Here is a 14756-nt window from a genome sequence, read left to right as displayed (position 1 = left end):
AGAACTTCCATCATCCGGGAGACCTCGACCCCTACCCGGCCACCGACGCGCTCAACCGACTACACCCTCGTTCGTGAAGAGCCGACAATTGCCGCAGGGGATTATCCCTGCGGCAATTGGATGGCTCTCTATCTTAGATTCTCAACGTCTGGATGAGCGACTCTTGACTCCCAGCACTGAGCCGATACCGGCTGCAACAAGTGTGGCAATTCCCGCGATGGGGAAAATCCTCTCGGCAGGCCCTCCGTACACGTTGGCGTCGCGTTCCATACCTGCGATCGTGCCAGTTGCGATGGTAATTCCAAATAGGGCGATGAATGTTACCAGAACTATATAGAAGCTCATTCGCATTCTAGTCAAAATGTACCTTCTTTCACTTAGGGTTGCAGAGAGCTGCAACCGTCCTTGCGAGACCTACGGTTGGTCGCCAGGCTTCGATGTTCCACGTGCTTTTCACTCGTGCGATCTTAGACATAGGATGGCAAACGTATTGCTGCTTGAGCCCCGCCGTTGGTTTTTTCACACCTTTTCTCACAGCTTCGTTCCAGCCAGTCGAGGCGTGAACTGCACTGGGGGCCGCACGGCCAGCGACTGTTGGGGTAATAATGTACCTTGGCTTCTTCTTTTCAGTTGAACGCTTAACGCTCTTGATCAGAGCTATTGAGGCGGGAGCCTTTACCTCAGAAAGCTGGTCGCCGCTGCCGAGTCCCGAGATTTCGAGGCTTTGCCCGGAAACTTCCCAGGCCCCTTCGATCTCGCGGCCATCCGCGAGCTCCAGTTGAGGAGCAGCTATAGCCAGCTGGAAGTCTCCGTTCGAATCGACGGCGTAGGCACCGCCATCTATGCCAGTGCGCCAGCTCGCGTTTTGGCTGATGTCAAGCTCGTCGCCTGTGAGAGTGACAACTAATTCGTCTCCATTCGGCGAAGCTTCGACCTCTTGACCGTGAGGACAAGGGTTTCCGACGTGCCATTGATGCCCACATCGTCGATTTGCGAATCAGCAGCGGCGGCAGCCGGTGAAGCAAAAAGCGCGACTGTAGCAATCGTGCTCGTAGCGAGTGCCGTTGTATACTTAATTTTTATCGTTCAATATTTCTATTCCTAGTGTAGTGAGTTTGCTCCAAAAGTGTACATGTTCGATGCCAGATCATCCCAATCCAGGGCGTGGGAGCTTGGGTCCGAACTTGCCAACCCCGAGCAACATCCTGGCGATGGGGCTCTTCGGACATCTGGTGGGGGTCACGGGATGCTCCTCGCGGCAGGCAAATTCACTCGACGACCCTCACCAGATGTCCGAAGGGCCCATATCGGGTAGGAGATAGGTGCGCCGGGTGAGGTTAGCGAGGGAGAGGTCGAGGTCCCCAATGCTCCTAAGCGCTAACCACCTGACCTCCTCAAGCACCTCGACGTACTTCACCCTACTTCAGGATGTGCTTTAGCTGGCTCCGATGCCTTCCGGTGTTCCCGCTACGACCTGCCGCTCGGCCTGGACAGTGCTCATGTAACGCTCGTCGATCGCCGGAACGACCTGCTGACTTGCTCATCGTCAGTGTCTCGATCCCCGCGACCACTACCGGATGCCATTCGCAAGGGTCTATCGCGACCGGTCGCGGCCGTCGCAGAAGGGTGCTCCAGGCGGTGCCCAGGACGACGCTAGCGCAGATCGTGTGGCGCTACTGCCTCCATCGCTAACAGGGGTCCCCGCGCAGCGGGCAGGTCCCCGTTGCTTCGCACCCGACTGCCCCGCAATCACCCCAGCGTGAACGACGCGGACTTGAGCTTCAGGGAGCTGCGCAGCTGCGCGCCCGTGCGCGTGGCCGTCTTCCCCTTCGTCGAGGTGGCTGTCGCGGACGTCACGAGTCCCGATGACGAGCGGGTGAGGTCGACACGGGCGACGACGGGCAGACCGAACGCCTTGGCCATCGCCGCCTGCGAGGGCTTCACCGTCCACGAGGCGTTCGGGTTGCGGGCGGCCGCGGTCTTCGAGGCCGCGTCGTCACGGGACCGCAGGTAGGGGATGTCGCTGCCCCACACCTCGGCGGCGGAGTTCGTCTTCCCACCCGAGGACGAGGAGTACACGGCGTCGATGAGCCCGCCCTTGTACATGACGACCTTCGCGTTCTTCACACTCGCCCCCGACCCGGACTGCGTGTCCTGCACGGCCCGGCGCCACGGGTCGCTGTCCTTCGCGTTCTCATGCGCCCAGCCCTTGAAGTGCTGGGAGGTGACCTCGTCGTAGACGTTGCACGCGCACGCGGCTTTGAGCGGCCCGAGGTTGCGGTAGGCATACGTCCGGGCGGCGATCGCCTGCGCCTGGAGGGCCGCCGGCTTCCACGAGGTGGGCACCTCGGCGATGCCGGGCAGATACTCGGTGTTCGTCTTCATGATGCCGAGCACGTTGAGCGCGTTCTTCAGCTGCCGGATCTCGATCTTCCCGTGCCGGTAGGTCCCCGTCGACCCGCTCTGCGCCTTGGAGACCGCGACCGTCGTCTTCTGGGACCCCGACCAGTACCGAGTGCCCTGCCATTCGACGGTCAGCCACGTCGACTCGTACGACTTCGACCCGACCTTCGCTCTCACCTTGCCCGCCGAGGTGCGCTCGACGGTGATCGTCGACCCCGACTCGATCGTCCTGCCGGAGACCTTGACGCGCAGCCTGCCCGCGGACGGGGTGAGCGTCACCGACTTCTGCCCGGCGAGCAGCTGGACGGTGATGTCCGCGTTCGCGTTCGACGCGGTCTGCGTCACCTTCGCGGGATTGTAGTAGTGCTCGAGGATCTGGGTGGCGCTCTTTCCCTGGGCCGCCATGCCCTGGGCGCCGTACTGGCTCATGCCGACCCCGTGCCCGAACCCCGAGCCCTTGAGCGTGAACGTCGACGGCGCCGACGTCACTTGGATCTTCGCGCCCGACTTCGCGGTCCACGTGATGCGCCCGTTCTGGAAGTCCTGACGAGTCTCGGACCCGGACCGGTACTCGTTGCTCGTCGGGTAGCCGAGCTTCCCGTTCTCCCACCCGGACTTCTGCCACGCGGAGCGGATGGCGCCCCACGTCGCCCGCGCCCCGGTCGCCTTCGTCCAGTGGATCGTGCCGGAGCGGAACGTCTGATAGCAGCCCTTGTCCTTGAGCGTGCACCGTTCGGGACCGACCGCGGGACCGAGCCGCCCCTTGTCTCCGCCGAGCGAGCGGTGCATCGACCCGATCGCCCCTTTCGTCGGGTAGGCGGCCGCCGCGGGGGTCAGTGACCCGGTGAAGACGACGAGAACGGCGATGAGCAGGCAGGATACGAGGCCGGACGCGGTACGCCCGGGGGAAGAAGCACGCATGGCATGATCTTATGCGCACGTGTCAACACCGGCGGACAGACATCAGGTGACGATGCGGCGAACTCCCCGGACCGCACCGGTCCGGGGAGTTCGTCGAAGGTGCTCAGTCTCAGCCGAGCTTCTCGGCGATCGCCTGGTTGAACGCCTCGAGATCGCCGGGGTTGCGGGAGGTGATGAGGTTGCCGTCGACGACCACCTCGGCGTCGGTCCACTCCGCCCCCGCGTTCTCGAGATCGACCTTCGTCGACTCGAACGAGGTGAGCGAACAGCCCTTCGCCACGCCCGCCTCGGCGAGGATCCACGGGGCATGGCAGATCGCCGCCACCGGCTTGTCGGCGTCGAAGAACGCCTGGACGAACGCCACCGCGTCCCCGTCGGTGCGCAGGGTGTCGGCGTTGATCGTGCCGCCGGGCAGGACGAGGGCGTCGTAGTCGGCGGCGTTCGCCTCCGCGAGCGGCACATCGACGTCGAAGGTGTCCGCGTGGTCCCAGTCGCCCTCCATCGCCTGGAGGGTGCCCTCGGAGGGGGAGATGAGCACCGTCGTGGCGCCGGCCTCGTCGAGGGCCGCTCGGGGGCTGGTCAGCTCGACCTGTTCGACGCCGCGGGTGAGGAGGAAGGCGATCGTCTTGTCTGAAACGGCCATGGTCGGCCTCCTTCGGATCTGCGAGTTCGGATCTGTGGGTTCTCGGTTGCGCAATGACGGCAACGTACATTGCCATATCAGACTGCCACCGAATGCACGCGATGTCGAGACCCAGGGGAGGCCGGAGGGCCATCTGTGTGTGGTGCGGGCTCAGTCGCCGAGGCCGACGATCGCCTGCGCCGAGGCGGCTGCCGCGTCGTCGACCCAGGCGGGCACCTCACCGCCGATGAAGGGGCGAACGATGCCGTAGGGCGCCAGTCGGGTGCCCATCGACAGCAGCTCCCGGTGGTGCGGCGTTGGGTTGGGAAAGCGCCGGATGAGCAGGTCGTCCATCGCCGCATCGATGTCGTCGTTGATGTGCGCCGCCTCGTCGCGCACGCCTTCGGGGCCCGCGGTGGCCAGCGTCGACTGCCGGTGGAGGAGCATCGAGCGGGCCGCGAGGGGATCGTCTCGGCAGAACGCGGAGACGTGCCGCGCCGAGGCGGTCACTGCCTCCCGTGGGTCCGGCAGGGCGTACGCGGTGAGGAGTCCTGCGTGGAAGCGACCGATCGAGCGCAGCCAGAGCCGGGCGAACACCTCGTCGCGGGAGGCGAAGCGGTGATAGATCGAGCCGGTCGGCCCGCCGATCGCGGCCGCGACATCGGCGATCGTCGCCCGCGGGCCGTGCTCGGCGAGTGCCCGAGCGGCCCCGTCGAGGATGTCGTCATCGGAGAAGCGCGCAGGTCTTGCCATGGCTCACCATCATAGCTAGTTTTAGAGTATGAGTTTTAGAACGCGAGATTTAAAACCATCGACTGCCTCCCCGAACCAGCTGCCGGGGTGGGTGCACGTCGCCGGGTGGGGGAGTCTGCTCCTGCCGTTGCCGAGCGTGGGCTGGCGCATCGCGATGCTCGCCGGACTCGACGTCGGGTTCGGGATGAGCAGTGAGTTCCGGTCCTCGACCGCGGCGATCGGCTACGTTCTCGGCCTCGAGGTGCTCACCCTCGTAGTCGCCGTCCTCGGTTTCGGACTCATCCGGCCGTGGGGCGAGGTCGTGCCGGGCTGGGTGCCCCGCCTCGGCGGGAGGACGATCCCGGCCGGACTCGTCCTCATCGTCGGCGGCATCGGGTGCGCTGTGCTGCTCATCCTCATCGGCACCGTGCTGGTGAAGTTCGTCCTCGTGTGGACTGGCGCCGAGGCGGGATGGACTCCCGACATCGGCATGAGTCCCGGCCAGCGGGCGCTGCTGCTCACCTGCTACATTCCGTTCTTCGCATGGCCGCTGGCGATCGCTGCCGCCCTCGTCGGCTATGGGCGCAGACGACTCGGGACCCGCCGCAGCGGTGATGCTGCGGTGCGGGTCCCGGTCGCGTGAGTCCAGGCGCAGCCCGAACAGGACGTCCTCAGCTGGTGAGGAAGGTCCGCTGCTCCTCGGTGAAGGGCTTCGGCGCCATCTTCAGCAGCACCTTGCCGATCGGGTGGCCGGCGCGGAGGAAGCGGTAGGCGTCCTGGACCTCGGTGAGCGGGAAGACGCCGCCGATGGGCACGAAGACGTGACCGTAGGCGATCGCCTTGGCCAGCCACGCGAGGTCACCGCGCTGGGCGACGGCCTCGCCGGAGGTGTGGACGCCGAGCTTCTCGGCGACCTCGGGGCCTGCGGCGATCGAGTTGATCCGATCCGCGGGCACGCCGAGTCCGAGCAGCAGTGCGATCTCGTCCTCGCCGCGCGTCGAGTACGCGGCCTGGATGCCGTTCGGGGCGGCGGCCCGCAGCCGGTCCTCGAGACCGTCGCCGTATTCGATCGCGTCGATGCCGAGCGCCCGGAGCAGTTGGAGGTTGTCCGCGCTCGCGGTGCCGATGACCCTGGCGCCGAGGCCGAGGCCGAGGGCGAGCTGGGCGGCGATGATGCCGACCCCGCCGGAGGCACCGGAGACGAACACGGTCTCCCCTGCGGCCGGGGCGATGGCGCGGATGCCGGAGATCGCGGTGCGGCCGGCGATGTAGAGGCCGCCGGCGACGTCGGTGCCCAGTCCCTTGGGGATCGCATCGAGGCGCTTTTCGGGGTCCTTGATGAGCAGGGTCTCGGCCTGCGAATGGTTGGGGTAGCCGCCGAAGACGAGCTGGCCGGGGGAGAAGTCCTCGACGCCCTCACCCACCTCGGCGACGATCCCGGAGAAGTCCATGCCCACGCCCCGGGTGCCCTTCGCGGGCCCGAAGCCGCCGGAGAGGATCGTCAGGTCGACGGGATTGAGGCCGGCGTAGAGCACCTGCACCCTCACCTGCCCGGGCCCGGTCTCGGGAACCTCGACCTCGGCGGTATGGAGTTCGTCGATGTCTCCGTTGCGATCGAATTGGACGCGTGTGGTCATGGTGCGCTCCTCGCTGTCGATGTGAGGCGGTCGTGGGGCCGGCCGCCACCGGAACAACGACGACGGCGTCCGCATTGTTCCATGGGTGCGGATGCTCTCACCAGTGCGGGGAGTGCGGGCAGGGATTATTCTGAAGAGGATCTCGCCGAGGATGTCGAGAATCCGATCACAGCTCCGTCTCAGGGGTGTCAGCGGCCACCACCCGGTGAGCGGCGGCACCGAACAAGGAGAATGTCATGGCCAAGTACCTCATGCTCAAGCACTACCGCGGGCACCCGGACTACATCGACTTCGTGCCGATGGACAAGTGGACTCCTGCGGAGATCGACGCCCACATGCAGTACATGAACGACTTCGCCGACCGGCTGCGGGAGACCGGCGAGTTCGTCGATGCGCAGGCGCTCTCACCCGACGGCGTCTTCGTCCGCGCCGACGGTGCGGGCAGGCCCCCGGTCACCGACGGACCGTTCCCCGAGACGAAGGACCTCATCGCCGGCTGGATGGCCATCGACGTCGAGTCCTACGACCGGGCGCTCGAGCTCGCCGCGGAGCTCTCCGCGGCCCCCGGCTACCAGGGCAAGCCGATCAACGAATGGCTCGAACTCCGACCCTTCCTCGACAACACCCCGGGCTCCGACGGCTGGGAGGGCTGAGGGGATCGGGCTGCGGCGATTCCCGGGCTTCGGTGAGAGAGCTGATCGGCGATGAAGGCCGACGTCGACGAGGAGGCCCTGCGCGATCTCGTGCCCGCCGTCATCGGCATCCTCTGCGCTCGGGGAGCGGACTTCTCTGACGCCGAGGATGCCGTGCAGGAGGCGCTCATCGCAGCCTTGAGTGCGTGGTCGGCCTCATCGCCGGAGGATCCGCGGGCCTGGCTGATCACGGTGGCCTGGCGCAGGCACCTCGACCTCGTCCGCTCCCGAAGCGCCCGCACCGACCGTGAGATCAGAGCGGCACGGGAAGGACTCGGCCCCGCGGACGGGGCGACCGCCTCGGCGAAGGAGGACACCCTCGACCTCTATGTCCTCTGCGCCCATCCCGACCTCAGCCCCGCATCGGCGGTGGCCCTGACCCTGCGGGCCGTCGGGGGCCTGACGACGACGCAGATCGCGGCGGCGTTCCTCGTCCCCGAGGCGACGATGGCGCAGCGGATCTCGCGGGCGAAGCGCACGATCGCGGGCACCCGCCTCAACCGGCCCGGCGACCTCGGGGCGGTGCTCACGGTCCTCTACCTTGTCTTCAACGAGGGCTACACCGGTGAGGTCGACCTCGCCGTCGAAGTCATCCGACTGACCCGGCGGCTCACCGACCTCACCGACGACGCCGAGGCGGCCGGCCTGCTCGCGCTCATGCTCATCCACCATGCGCGACGTCCGGCGCGCTTCGGTCCCGGCGGGCGTCTCGTGCCGCTTGCCGAACAGGATCGCCGGCTGTGGGACACGGACTCCATCGCCGAGGGCATCGGCCTGCTTCAGGCGGCGTTGGCTCGGGACCGCCTCGGCGAGTTCCAGGCGCAGGCGGCGATCGCAGCGATCCATGCCGATGCCCTGCGGTTCGAGGACACCGACTGGCCGCAGATCGTGGGCTGGTACGACGAGCTGCTCGCCGTGCGCGAGAACCCGGTCGCGCAGCTGGCCCGGGCGGTCGCCGTGGGGGAGGCTGATGGGGCGCAGGCGGGGCTGTCGGCGCTCGCGGACTGCGATGAGACGCTGCCGCGCTTCGACGCGGCCCACGCGCATCTGCGCGAACTCGCCGGAGACGGCGAGGCGGCCGCGAGGCTCTTTGCACAGGCGGCGGAGAAGGCGCAGACACTCGGCGAACGCGACCATCTCCTCCGGCAAGCGGCGCGGCTGAACGCCGGCGCTGGGTCAGGAGAGGGCTGAGGCTGCCGACGGCCCGGTCACGACGCATCCGAACGCTATCATCGAGCCAGGCAGGAGCACGGGTAGGGGTCCGGGCAGCGGAGACCGAGATCGAGGGGGCACGGATGGTCGAGGCAACGGTGGAGAGCGTGACGGCGGCGCTCGCGGAACTCGAGGATCCCAAGGCGCGGGCGGTCAATGAGAAGCACGGGGACGACCACGGGGTCAATCTCACGAAGCTGCGGGGGATTGCGAAGGAGCTGAAGAAGAACGACGAGCTCGCGCTCGACCTGTGGGCGACCGATGACACGGCGGCCCGGCTCGTCGCGATCCTCATCATGCGCCCGAAGTCCTACGACGAGGACCAGCTCGATGCGATGCTCCGGCAATCCCGCGTGCCCAAGGTCCACGGCTGGCTGGTCAACTACATCGTCAAGAAGTCACCGCACGCCGAGGCGCTGCGACAGCGGTGGATGGCCGATCCCGATCCCGTCGTCGCCTCGGCCGGGTGGGCGCTGACCTCGGAGCGGGTGAGCAGATCGCCCGAGGGGCTCGACCTGCCGGGCCTCCTCGACGTCATCGAGGCGGAGATGAAGGACGCACCCGAGCGACTCCAGTGGGCGATGAACGAGACGCTGGCCTCGATCGGCATCGAGAACGCCGACCTGCGCGACCGCGCACTCGACATCGGCGAACGCCTCGAAGTCCTCAAGGACTATCCGACCCCGCCGAACTGCACCTCGCCGTTCGCCCCGATCTGGATCACCGAGATCGTCCGCCGCCGCGACGAGGGCGAAACCGTACGTACCTAGCCTCGGGGGTTTCATGATCAGGGTGGTCCTTCAGGAGGACGGGACTGCTGACGGTTTGGTTGACTTCGCGCCCGCAAAATGAAGAGGAGTGAAATGAGAGCGGATGAAACTGTTCATTCTGAGGGGTCGTATGTTGAGGACTCGCCAACCTATCGTGTCAACTTTTGGGAGTTATACGGGAAGGAATCGTGGAACCTTCAAGCGTTCGTGCTTTCAGGTGCCAAAGACCTCGAGGAAGTTCTGGACTGGATAAGCAGAAACGAGAATGGGCGGCGCGTAGAACTGTTCGTCGAACTCGAAGACGAGCCGTTCGCATCATTCAGTACGCCTAGAAAATCGGATCTGATTCGCTTGTGCGGGAGCGACCCGAACGAAGGCGATAGTGCGTTTGGCTTCGTCGCCGTGCCTGAGTAGGGTCACCCATCCCTGCCGCACTCCTGGGTTTCATTCGGTCTGGAATGAGAGGCGGCCCGCACTGAAAAGTGCGGGCCGCTCGTCTTCGACGGGTACTGGTTGTTGTCGCAATCACTGATTACTCCTGGTCAGGAGTACTTCCTCTATTCAGCCTGCACGCTGTACGGCCCCGATCATAAAACCGCCGAGGTCCTCACCCGCCGGCGATCTCCCGCAGGGCCTGGACATGGCCGTCGAGGCGGCGGACCCCGTCCTTCGTGATCGAGACCCACGTGCGGGGTCGTTTGCCGACGTAGCCCTTCGCGACTGAGACCAGCCCGGCCTTCTCGAGCGCGGTCACATGCCGTGAGAGCACCGAGTCGGAGACGCCGAGGGAATCGCGCAGCAGCTTGAACTCCGCGCGGTCCCGGTTCTTCAGGCTCGCGACGAGTCCGAGCCGGGTGGGATTGCCGAGGTCCGGATCGATCCGGGCCAGGGATTCGCCGAGGTGGGGGATCGTCTCATCCGCATCGTCCGTCGATGGGGCGGGGGTGGCATTCATCGTTGACTCCTGTCTCACTCGTGCACACTGGCCTCAGCGGCGCAGGCCGAGGAGAGCGAAGACCAGCGAGGCCGCCCAGATGACTCCGGCCGCGGCGAAGGTGACCCACGAACCCGGGGACATCGAATCGGCGACGACGCCGGCGATGAACGCGAGGGCAGTGACCGGCAGCCATGTGACGAGGAGGAACGTCGAACGGCGGCTCCAGCTCAGCGCCGAGGTGAGGTAGACGACGAACGCGGGGATCATCCATGCCGCAGCGGCGCCGAGGATGACGAGCTGCGTCGTCGGATCGTCGATGACGGCCATCGCGAAGAGGCCGATCGAGGCAGCGGTGCTGGTGACGATGAGGAGGATGACGAGCGGCCATGCGTCGGTGCTGCGGGCCTGCTTCTGGGTCGAATCGATCTGCGCGAGGAGGTCGGTGGCTTGCTGCGGGGTGGGCGTGGTCATGGCTGCTCCTTCGGAGGGATCCTGGGAAAGCTCGCTTCCGGGGTGGAAGTGATTTCAGCCTACCAACTACTTTCCATATTGGAAAGTACTTTCGCAAAACTTTATCACAGCGCCGAGGCGGCCACCGTCGCCGCGAGCTCCGTGGCCGTCTCGAGGTCGGCCTCGGTGACCTCTCCCGTGCGGATGAGCGGGTCGAAGACGAGCGACCAGCCCAGCCCCGTCGTGATCTGACCCATCGCCGTCTCAGCCCCCGTCGTGTCATAGCCGCCGTGGATCCAATAGGAGAACGGACGTCCCGCGGTCGGCTCGCGCACCGCGTAGTACGTGGTGTCGAAGAAGTGCTTGAGCGCCCCGGAGATGTAGCCGAAGTTCACCGTCGTCCCGAGCACGTAGGCATCGGCGGCGAGCACATCGTCGACCGTGGCCTCAAGGGCGGGCCGGATGACGACGTCGACCTCGCCGAGCTCGGGCAGGCGCAGACCCGCCTCGGCCGCCTCGGCGATTCTCTTCGTGGCAGGCGACGGAGAGTGATGAACGAGCAGTACGCTGACCATGGGACCACCCTAGACCCGGGCCCTGGGAAGGGGTGGCGCGCACACGGCCGACCGGGGGAGCCCATGAGCGAGGAACCAGAGGAGACCATGGCAGTCATCGTCGATCCGCTGCGCGGCCGGACCCGGCCCGTGGCCAGCCACCCCGACGCCGAGATCATCGACGTCCTCACCGGGGACCACGACGCCTCCGACTGGGCGGTGCTCACCGGGGCAGGCATGAGCACGGACTCCGGGATCCCCGACTACCGCGGGCCCGACGCCGCCCCGCGGCAGCCGATGACGATCCAGACCTTCCTCTCCACGCCCGAACAGCGCGCCCGCTACTGGGCCCGGTCCTGGGTGGGCTGGCCCCGGATGCGGTGGGCGAAGCCGAATGCCGGACACCTCGCCCTGGCCTCCCTGCCGGTCGCGGGCATCATCACCCAGAACGTCGATGGCCTCCATCAGGCCGCTGCCGAGGAGGTCGGCAGTCCCAGCCCCGTCGTCGACCTCCACGGCAGCCTCGACCGGGTCGTGTGCCTGAGGAACGGCCACACCTTCGACCGCGACTGGGTGCAGGAGCAGCTGACCGCACTCAACCCGGACTTCGCGGCCCTGACCGGTCTCGACCCCATCGACGTCGAGACCGCCCCCGACGGCGACGTCGACCTCGAGGAGACCGCGCACTTCCGTGTCCTCGACTGTCCGATCTGCGGGGGACTGCTCAAACCCGACGTCGTCTACTTCGGTGACGCCGTCCCGCCGGCCCGGGTGGACGCGGCGAACCGGATCTGCGAGGCGGCCTCCGGGCTCGTCGTCCTCGGCTCCTCCCTCGCGGTGCTCTCGGGCCTGCGCTTCGTCCGCGCCAGCGCCAAGGCCGGCAAGCCCGTCGTCATCGTCACCGACGGCCCCACCAGGGGGGATGATCTCGCAACCTATCGTTCGACCTCCCGGGTCGGGGACTTCCTCGCCCAGTGGGCGTCCAGAGGAATCCAAGGCGACACTGAGAGACTGCTCCCATGACCAGTCTTGCTCGCACCGAACGACTGCGCCTCGTCGCCGCTGCCCGCGCCGCCGGTGAGGACGCCCCGACACTCTGCGAAGGATGGACGACCCGGGACCTCGCGACCCACCTCGTCATCCGCGAACGCGAACCCGTCGCCGCCCTCGGCATCGCGCTGCCCGCGTTCGCCGCACGCCTGGCGGACAAGGAACGCGACTACGCGTCGCTGCCGTATTCGGAGCTGCTCGGGCTCGTCGGCGCCCCACCGAAGTGGACGCCCGGAGCGTGGCCCGGGGTGGGCGCGGTGATGAACACGACCGAGTACCTCGTCCACCACGAGGACATCCGCCGTGCCCAGCTCGAATGGTTCCCCCGTCGTTTGAGCCGGAAGGACAACGAGACCGTGTGGGCGCAGTGCCGAATGGCGCTCGTGCCGGCAGCGGCGAAGGCGAAGGGCCGCACCGAGATCGTCAGCCCGGGCTTCGGCCGGCACGCCGCCGGACGCGGGGAGACGACGACGGTGACCGGTGAGCCCGTGGAGATCCTGCTCTGGCTCCTCGGCCGGAGAGACCACGCCCTCGTCGACGTGCGCTGAGCGCAACGTGCGCTGAGCACGGTCGGGGTGGGGTAAACCCCCGCCGAGGTCGATGGTTACGTCCATTCCGCTCGCTCGTGCCGATTCCTAGGCTGAGGGCATCAGCCGGATCACAGAGAAGGGCACGACGATGAGCACTCCACTCGCACCGCAGGACAACCAGCACACAGGCCAGCGCGCAGGCCGGCCGCAGTTCGACCGACCGCAGTTCGACCAGCACAGGGACCATTACACCGGCCCGCAGCCGCTCTACGCACCGCAGACCCAGATGCAGTCCCGCACGAACGAGGATCCCGGGAAGGTGCTCGGCATCATCTCGCTCGTCGCCACGCTCTCGACGTTCCTCGGCTTCAACTTCCTCGGCCCCGCCGTCGGCATCGTCACCGGCTACATGGCCCGCCGCGCCTCGAAGGAGGGCGGCTTCGGTGACAACGAGATGGGCAAATGGGGATTCATCCTCGGCATCGTCTTCATCGGCATCGCCGTCGTCGGTGCGATCCTCGGCATCTCGATCAGCGCGATCGCCGCGATGATGGGCTACTTCTGAGCGGTCCGGCTCAATAGCCGACCCACGCCCCGCGCTCCTGATCGAGGACGCGCGGGCGCAGGAGCGTCGAGGGTTCGACCGTGCCGACGGAGGCGCGGTTGCGGTCGGGAGGGAACGTCGTCGAGGCGGCGAGCACCTCGGCGGTGGCGAACTTCAGCCCCGACGGAGCGTCGGCGGGCATCGTCACGACGGGCCCGCCGTCCTTCGTCGTCGTCACGGCTGGGTCACCCGGAGCAGCGGCGAGGAAATACCCCCAGTCGCCGAAGCTCGGCACATCGACGTGGTAGGGCGTGGTCGTCATTCCCGCCTCGGCGACGGCCTCCCCGATGCCCCAGTACGCGGCCGGGGCGAAGTACGGTGAGCCTGCCTGGACGACGAGGCGGGCGCCGGGGGCCATGACCTGCCGGATGAGTCCGTAGAACTCGATGCTGTAGAGCTTCGAGGTCGCGACGTCGTCGGGGTCGGGCAGGTCGGCGATGATCGCATCGTAGGCCGGGTGCTTGGCCTCCCGCAGCCAGGTGAACGCGTCGGCGGCGATCGTTCTCACCCGCGGATCGTCGAGCGAGTCCTTGTTGAACTCCGTGAAGCGCTCCGAGGTGCGGGCGAGTTCGAGGATCCGGGGGTCGAGGTCGACGAGAGTGACCGATTCGACGTCGGGGTACTTGAGGATCTCCCGCACCGCGAGCCCATCCCCGCCGCCGAGGACGAGGACGTTGCGCTTCGAGCCGTTCATCAGTGGTGTGACCAGTGATTCGTGATACCGGTACTCGTCGGCCGAGGCGAACTGGAGGTCCCCGTTGAGATAGAGGCGGGTGTCGCCGGTCAGCGGTGCCTCGGTGACGACGATCTCCTGATAGTCGGTGCGCTCGGAGATGACGATGGGGTCGCGGTAGAGGCGCTGCCGGGCGGTGACCTCGATGTCGTCGGTGAAGACCCAGACCACGGTGAGCCCTGAGACGATGAGGACGAGGAGGCCTGCGAGGATGACCTGCGTGCGACGGCGCACCTCGGCGCGGAAGAGCCAGAGGACGATGAGGATGCCGACGACGGTGTTCGTGATCCCCACCGCGAGCGCCCCGCGGGTGAGCCCGAAGACGGGCAGGAGGACGAACGGGAACGCGAGCCCGCCGACGAGCCCGCCCACATAGTCGGCGGCGAAGAGGTCGGCGACCGCGCTCGAGGCCCGTTGGGCGCGGATGCGCTGGACGAGTTCCATGAGCAGGGGGATCTCCGCGCCGATGAGCGCGCCGATGACGAACGCGAGGGCGACCATCGCGACGGTGTAGACGTCGGCGAAGGCGAAGGCGAGATAGAGGAGGATGACGGAGAGTCCGCCGATGACGCCCAGGGCCGCCTCGATGAGGGCGAAGGCGACGGCCGCGAAATGCGTCAGCCGCTTCGTCGCGAGCGACCCGATGCCCATCGCGAAGACCATGACGGCGAGCACGATCGAGGCCTGGACGATCGTGTCGCCGAGCAGGTACGAGCCCAGGGCGACGAGCGCGAGCTCGTAGACCATGCCGCAGCTCGCGCAGATGAAGACGGCGAGGAGGACGAAGAAGCGGGCAGGTCCGGGGCTGAGCGGAAGCGACAGGGGCGCGCTCGCGGTCACAGCGCCGGGTTCGGTGGGCGCGGGCCCGGGTTCGGTGGGCACCGGCGCGGTCACAGTGCGAGGCTCACA

At 67.1% G+C, this 14756-nt stretch carries 17 protein-coding genes; 8 read left to right on the top strand and 9 right to left on the bottom strand.

Going from position 1 to position 14756, the window contains the following annotated elements; genetic code table 11:
* Positions 1-373 precede the first annotated feature (373 nt).
* The 4 genes from AAHA49_RS17885 to AAHA49_RS15515 all read right to left on the bottom strand — a co-directional run bounded on the left by AAHA49_RS17885 (position 374) and on the right by AAHA49_RS15515 (position 4699).
* A complete protein-coding gene (locus AAHA49_RS17885; RefSeq protein ID WP_375544643.1) occupies positions 374-652 on the bottom strand; it encodes a DUF2599 domain-containing protein in 279 nt (92 codons plus the stop codon).
* Between the two features lie 1097 nt (positions 653-1749).
* Entirely contained in the window at positions 1750-3324 is a 1575-nt protein-coding gene (locus AAHA49_RS15525; protein WP_259801377.1) for a SpoIID/LytB domain-containing protein, read from the bottom strand.
* Between the two features lie 109 nt (positions 3325-3433).
* Positions 3434-3967 carry a type 1 glutamine amidotransferase domain-containing protein gene (locus tag AAHA49_RS15520; protein ID WP_342038919.1) on the bottom strand — a complete coding sequence of 178 codons (534 nt, stop codon included), beginning with the start codon at positions 3965-3967 and terminating at the stop codon, positions 3434-3436.
* Between the two features lie 150 nt (positions 3968-4117).
* Positions 4118-4699, bottom strand: a complete 582-nt coding sequence (locus tag AAHA49_RS15515; protein WP_259801380.1) for a TetR/AcrR family transcriptional regulator — start codon at positions 4697-4699, stop codon at positions 4118-4120.
* 28 nt (positions 4700-4727) lie between these two features.
* Here AAHA49_RS15515 and AAHA49_RS15510 point away from each other — a divergent pair, with 28 nt between their 5' ends.
* Complete coding sequence (locus AAHA49_RS15510) at positions 4728-5321, top strand: hypothetical protein (RefSeq protein WP_259801382.1); 594 nt, start codon at positions 4728-4730, stop codon at positions 5319-5321.
* A 28-nt stretch (positions 5322-5349) separates the two neighbouring features.
* On the opposite strand, the gene AAHA49_RS15505 is transcribed toward AAHA49_RS15510, so the two are convergent.
* Entirely contained in the window at positions 5350-6315 is a 966-nt protein-coding gene (locus AAHA49_RS15505; RefSeq protein ID WP_259801384.1) for an NADP-dependent oxidoreductase, read from the bottom strand.
* 236 nt (positions 6316-6551) lie between these two features.
* Between AAHA49_RS15505 and AAHA49_RS15500 the strand changes: the two genes are divergently transcribed.
* From AAHA49_RS15500 to AAHA49_RS15485, 4 genes are all read left to right on the top strand, one after another.
* Positions 6552-6968 (top strand): YciI family protein, encoded by a 417-nt coding sequence (locus AAHA49_RS15500; protein WP_259801386.1) that lies wholly within the window; start codon positions 6552-6554, stop codon positions 6966-6968.
* A 51-nt stretch (positions 6969-7019) separates the two neighbouring features.
* Positions 7020-8198 (top strand): RNA polymerase sigma factor, encoded by a 1179-nt coding sequence (locus AAHA49_RS15495; RefSeq protein WP_342038918.1) that lies wholly within the window; start codon positions 7020-7022, stop codon positions 8196-8198.
* A gap of 104 nt (positions 8199-8302) precedes the next feature.
* A complete protein-coding gene (locus tag AAHA49_RS15490) occupies positions 8303-8989 on the top strand; it encodes a DNA alkylation repair protein (protein WP_342038917.1) in 687 nt (228 codons plus the stop codon).
* Between the two features lie 93 nt (positions 8990-9082).
* Complete coding sequence (locus tag AAHA49_RS15485; protein WP_342038916.1) at positions 9083-9403, top strand: hypothetical protein; 321 nt, start codon at positions 9083-9085, stop codon at positions 9401-9403.
* 193 nt (positions 9404-9596) lie between these two features.
* Here the strand turns inward: AAHA49_RS15485 and AAHA49_RS15480 are convergent, their stop codons facing one another.
* From AAHA49_RS15480 to AAHA49_RS15470, 3 genes are all read right to left on the bottom strand, one after another.
* On the bottom strand, positions 9597-9944 hold the full coding sequence (locus tag AAHA49_RS15480; protein WP_342038915.1) for a winged helix-turn-helix domain-containing protein: 348 nt from the start codon (positions 9942-9944) through the stop codon (positions 9597-9599).
* A 33-nt stretch (positions 9945-9977) separates the two neighbouring features.
* The gene (locus tag AAHA49_RS15475) at positions 9978-10397 is read right to left on the bottom strand and encodes a hypothetical protein (RefSeq protein WP_342038914.1); all 420 of its coding nucleotides are present in this window, start codon (positions 10395-10397) and stop codon (positions 9978-9980) included.
* A gap of 104 nt (positions 10398-10501) precedes the next feature.
* The gene (locus AAHA49_RS15470) at positions 10502-10951 is read right to left on the bottom strand and encodes a flavodoxin family protein (protein ID WP_342038913.1); all 450 of its coding nucleotides are present in this window, start codon (positions 10949-10951) and stop codon (positions 10502-10504) included.
* A gap of 63 nt (positions 10952-11014) precedes the next feature.
* Here AAHA49_RS15470 and AAHA49_RS15465 point away from each other — a divergent pair, with 63 nt between their 5' ends.
* The 3 genes from AAHA49_RS15465 (at position 11015) to AAHA49_RS15455 (ending at position 13075) form a co-directional block, all read left to right on the top strand.
* Positions 11015-11953 (top strand): Sir2 family NAD-dependent protein deacetylase, encoded by a 939-nt coding sequence (locus AAHA49_RS15465; protein WP_342038912.1) that lies wholly within the window; start codon positions 11015-11017, stop codon positions 11951-11953.
* The gene (locus AAHA49_RS15460) at positions 11950-12528 is read left to right on the top strand and encodes a TIGR03085 family metal-binding protein (RefSeq protein WP_342038911.1); all 579 of its coding nucleotides are present in this window, start codon (positions 11950-11952) and stop codon (positions 12526-12528) included. Before AAHA49_RS15465 ends, AAHA49_RS15460 begins: the two co-directional genes overlap by 4 nt.
* A gap of 130 nt (positions 12529-12658) precedes the next feature.
* Entirely contained in the window at positions 12659-13075 is a 417-nt protein-coding gene (locus tag AAHA49_RS15455) for a DUF4190 domain-containing protein (protein ID WP_342038910.1), read from the top strand.
* Positions 13076-13085: 10 nt separating this feature from the next.
* Here AAHA49_RS15455 and AAHA49_RS15450 read toward each other — a convergent pair whose 3' ends face one another.
* Complete coding sequence (locus AAHA49_RS15450) at positions 13086-14741, bottom strand: polyamine aminopropyltransferase (protein ID WP_342038909.1); 1656 nt, start codon at positions 14739-14741, stop codon at positions 13086-13088.
* Between the last annotated feature and the right edge of the window lie 15 nt (positions 14742-14756).

This window comes from Brevibacterium ammoniilyticum (assembly GCF_038429965.1).
Taxonomy (GTDB): Bacteria; Actinomycetota; Actinomycetes; order Actinomycetales; family Brevibacteriaceae; genus Brevibacterium; species Brevibacterium ammoniilyticum.
The sequence above is the reverse complement of the archived record's forward strand: the minus strand, read 5'-3'. Positions and strand labels throughout refer to the sequence as shown.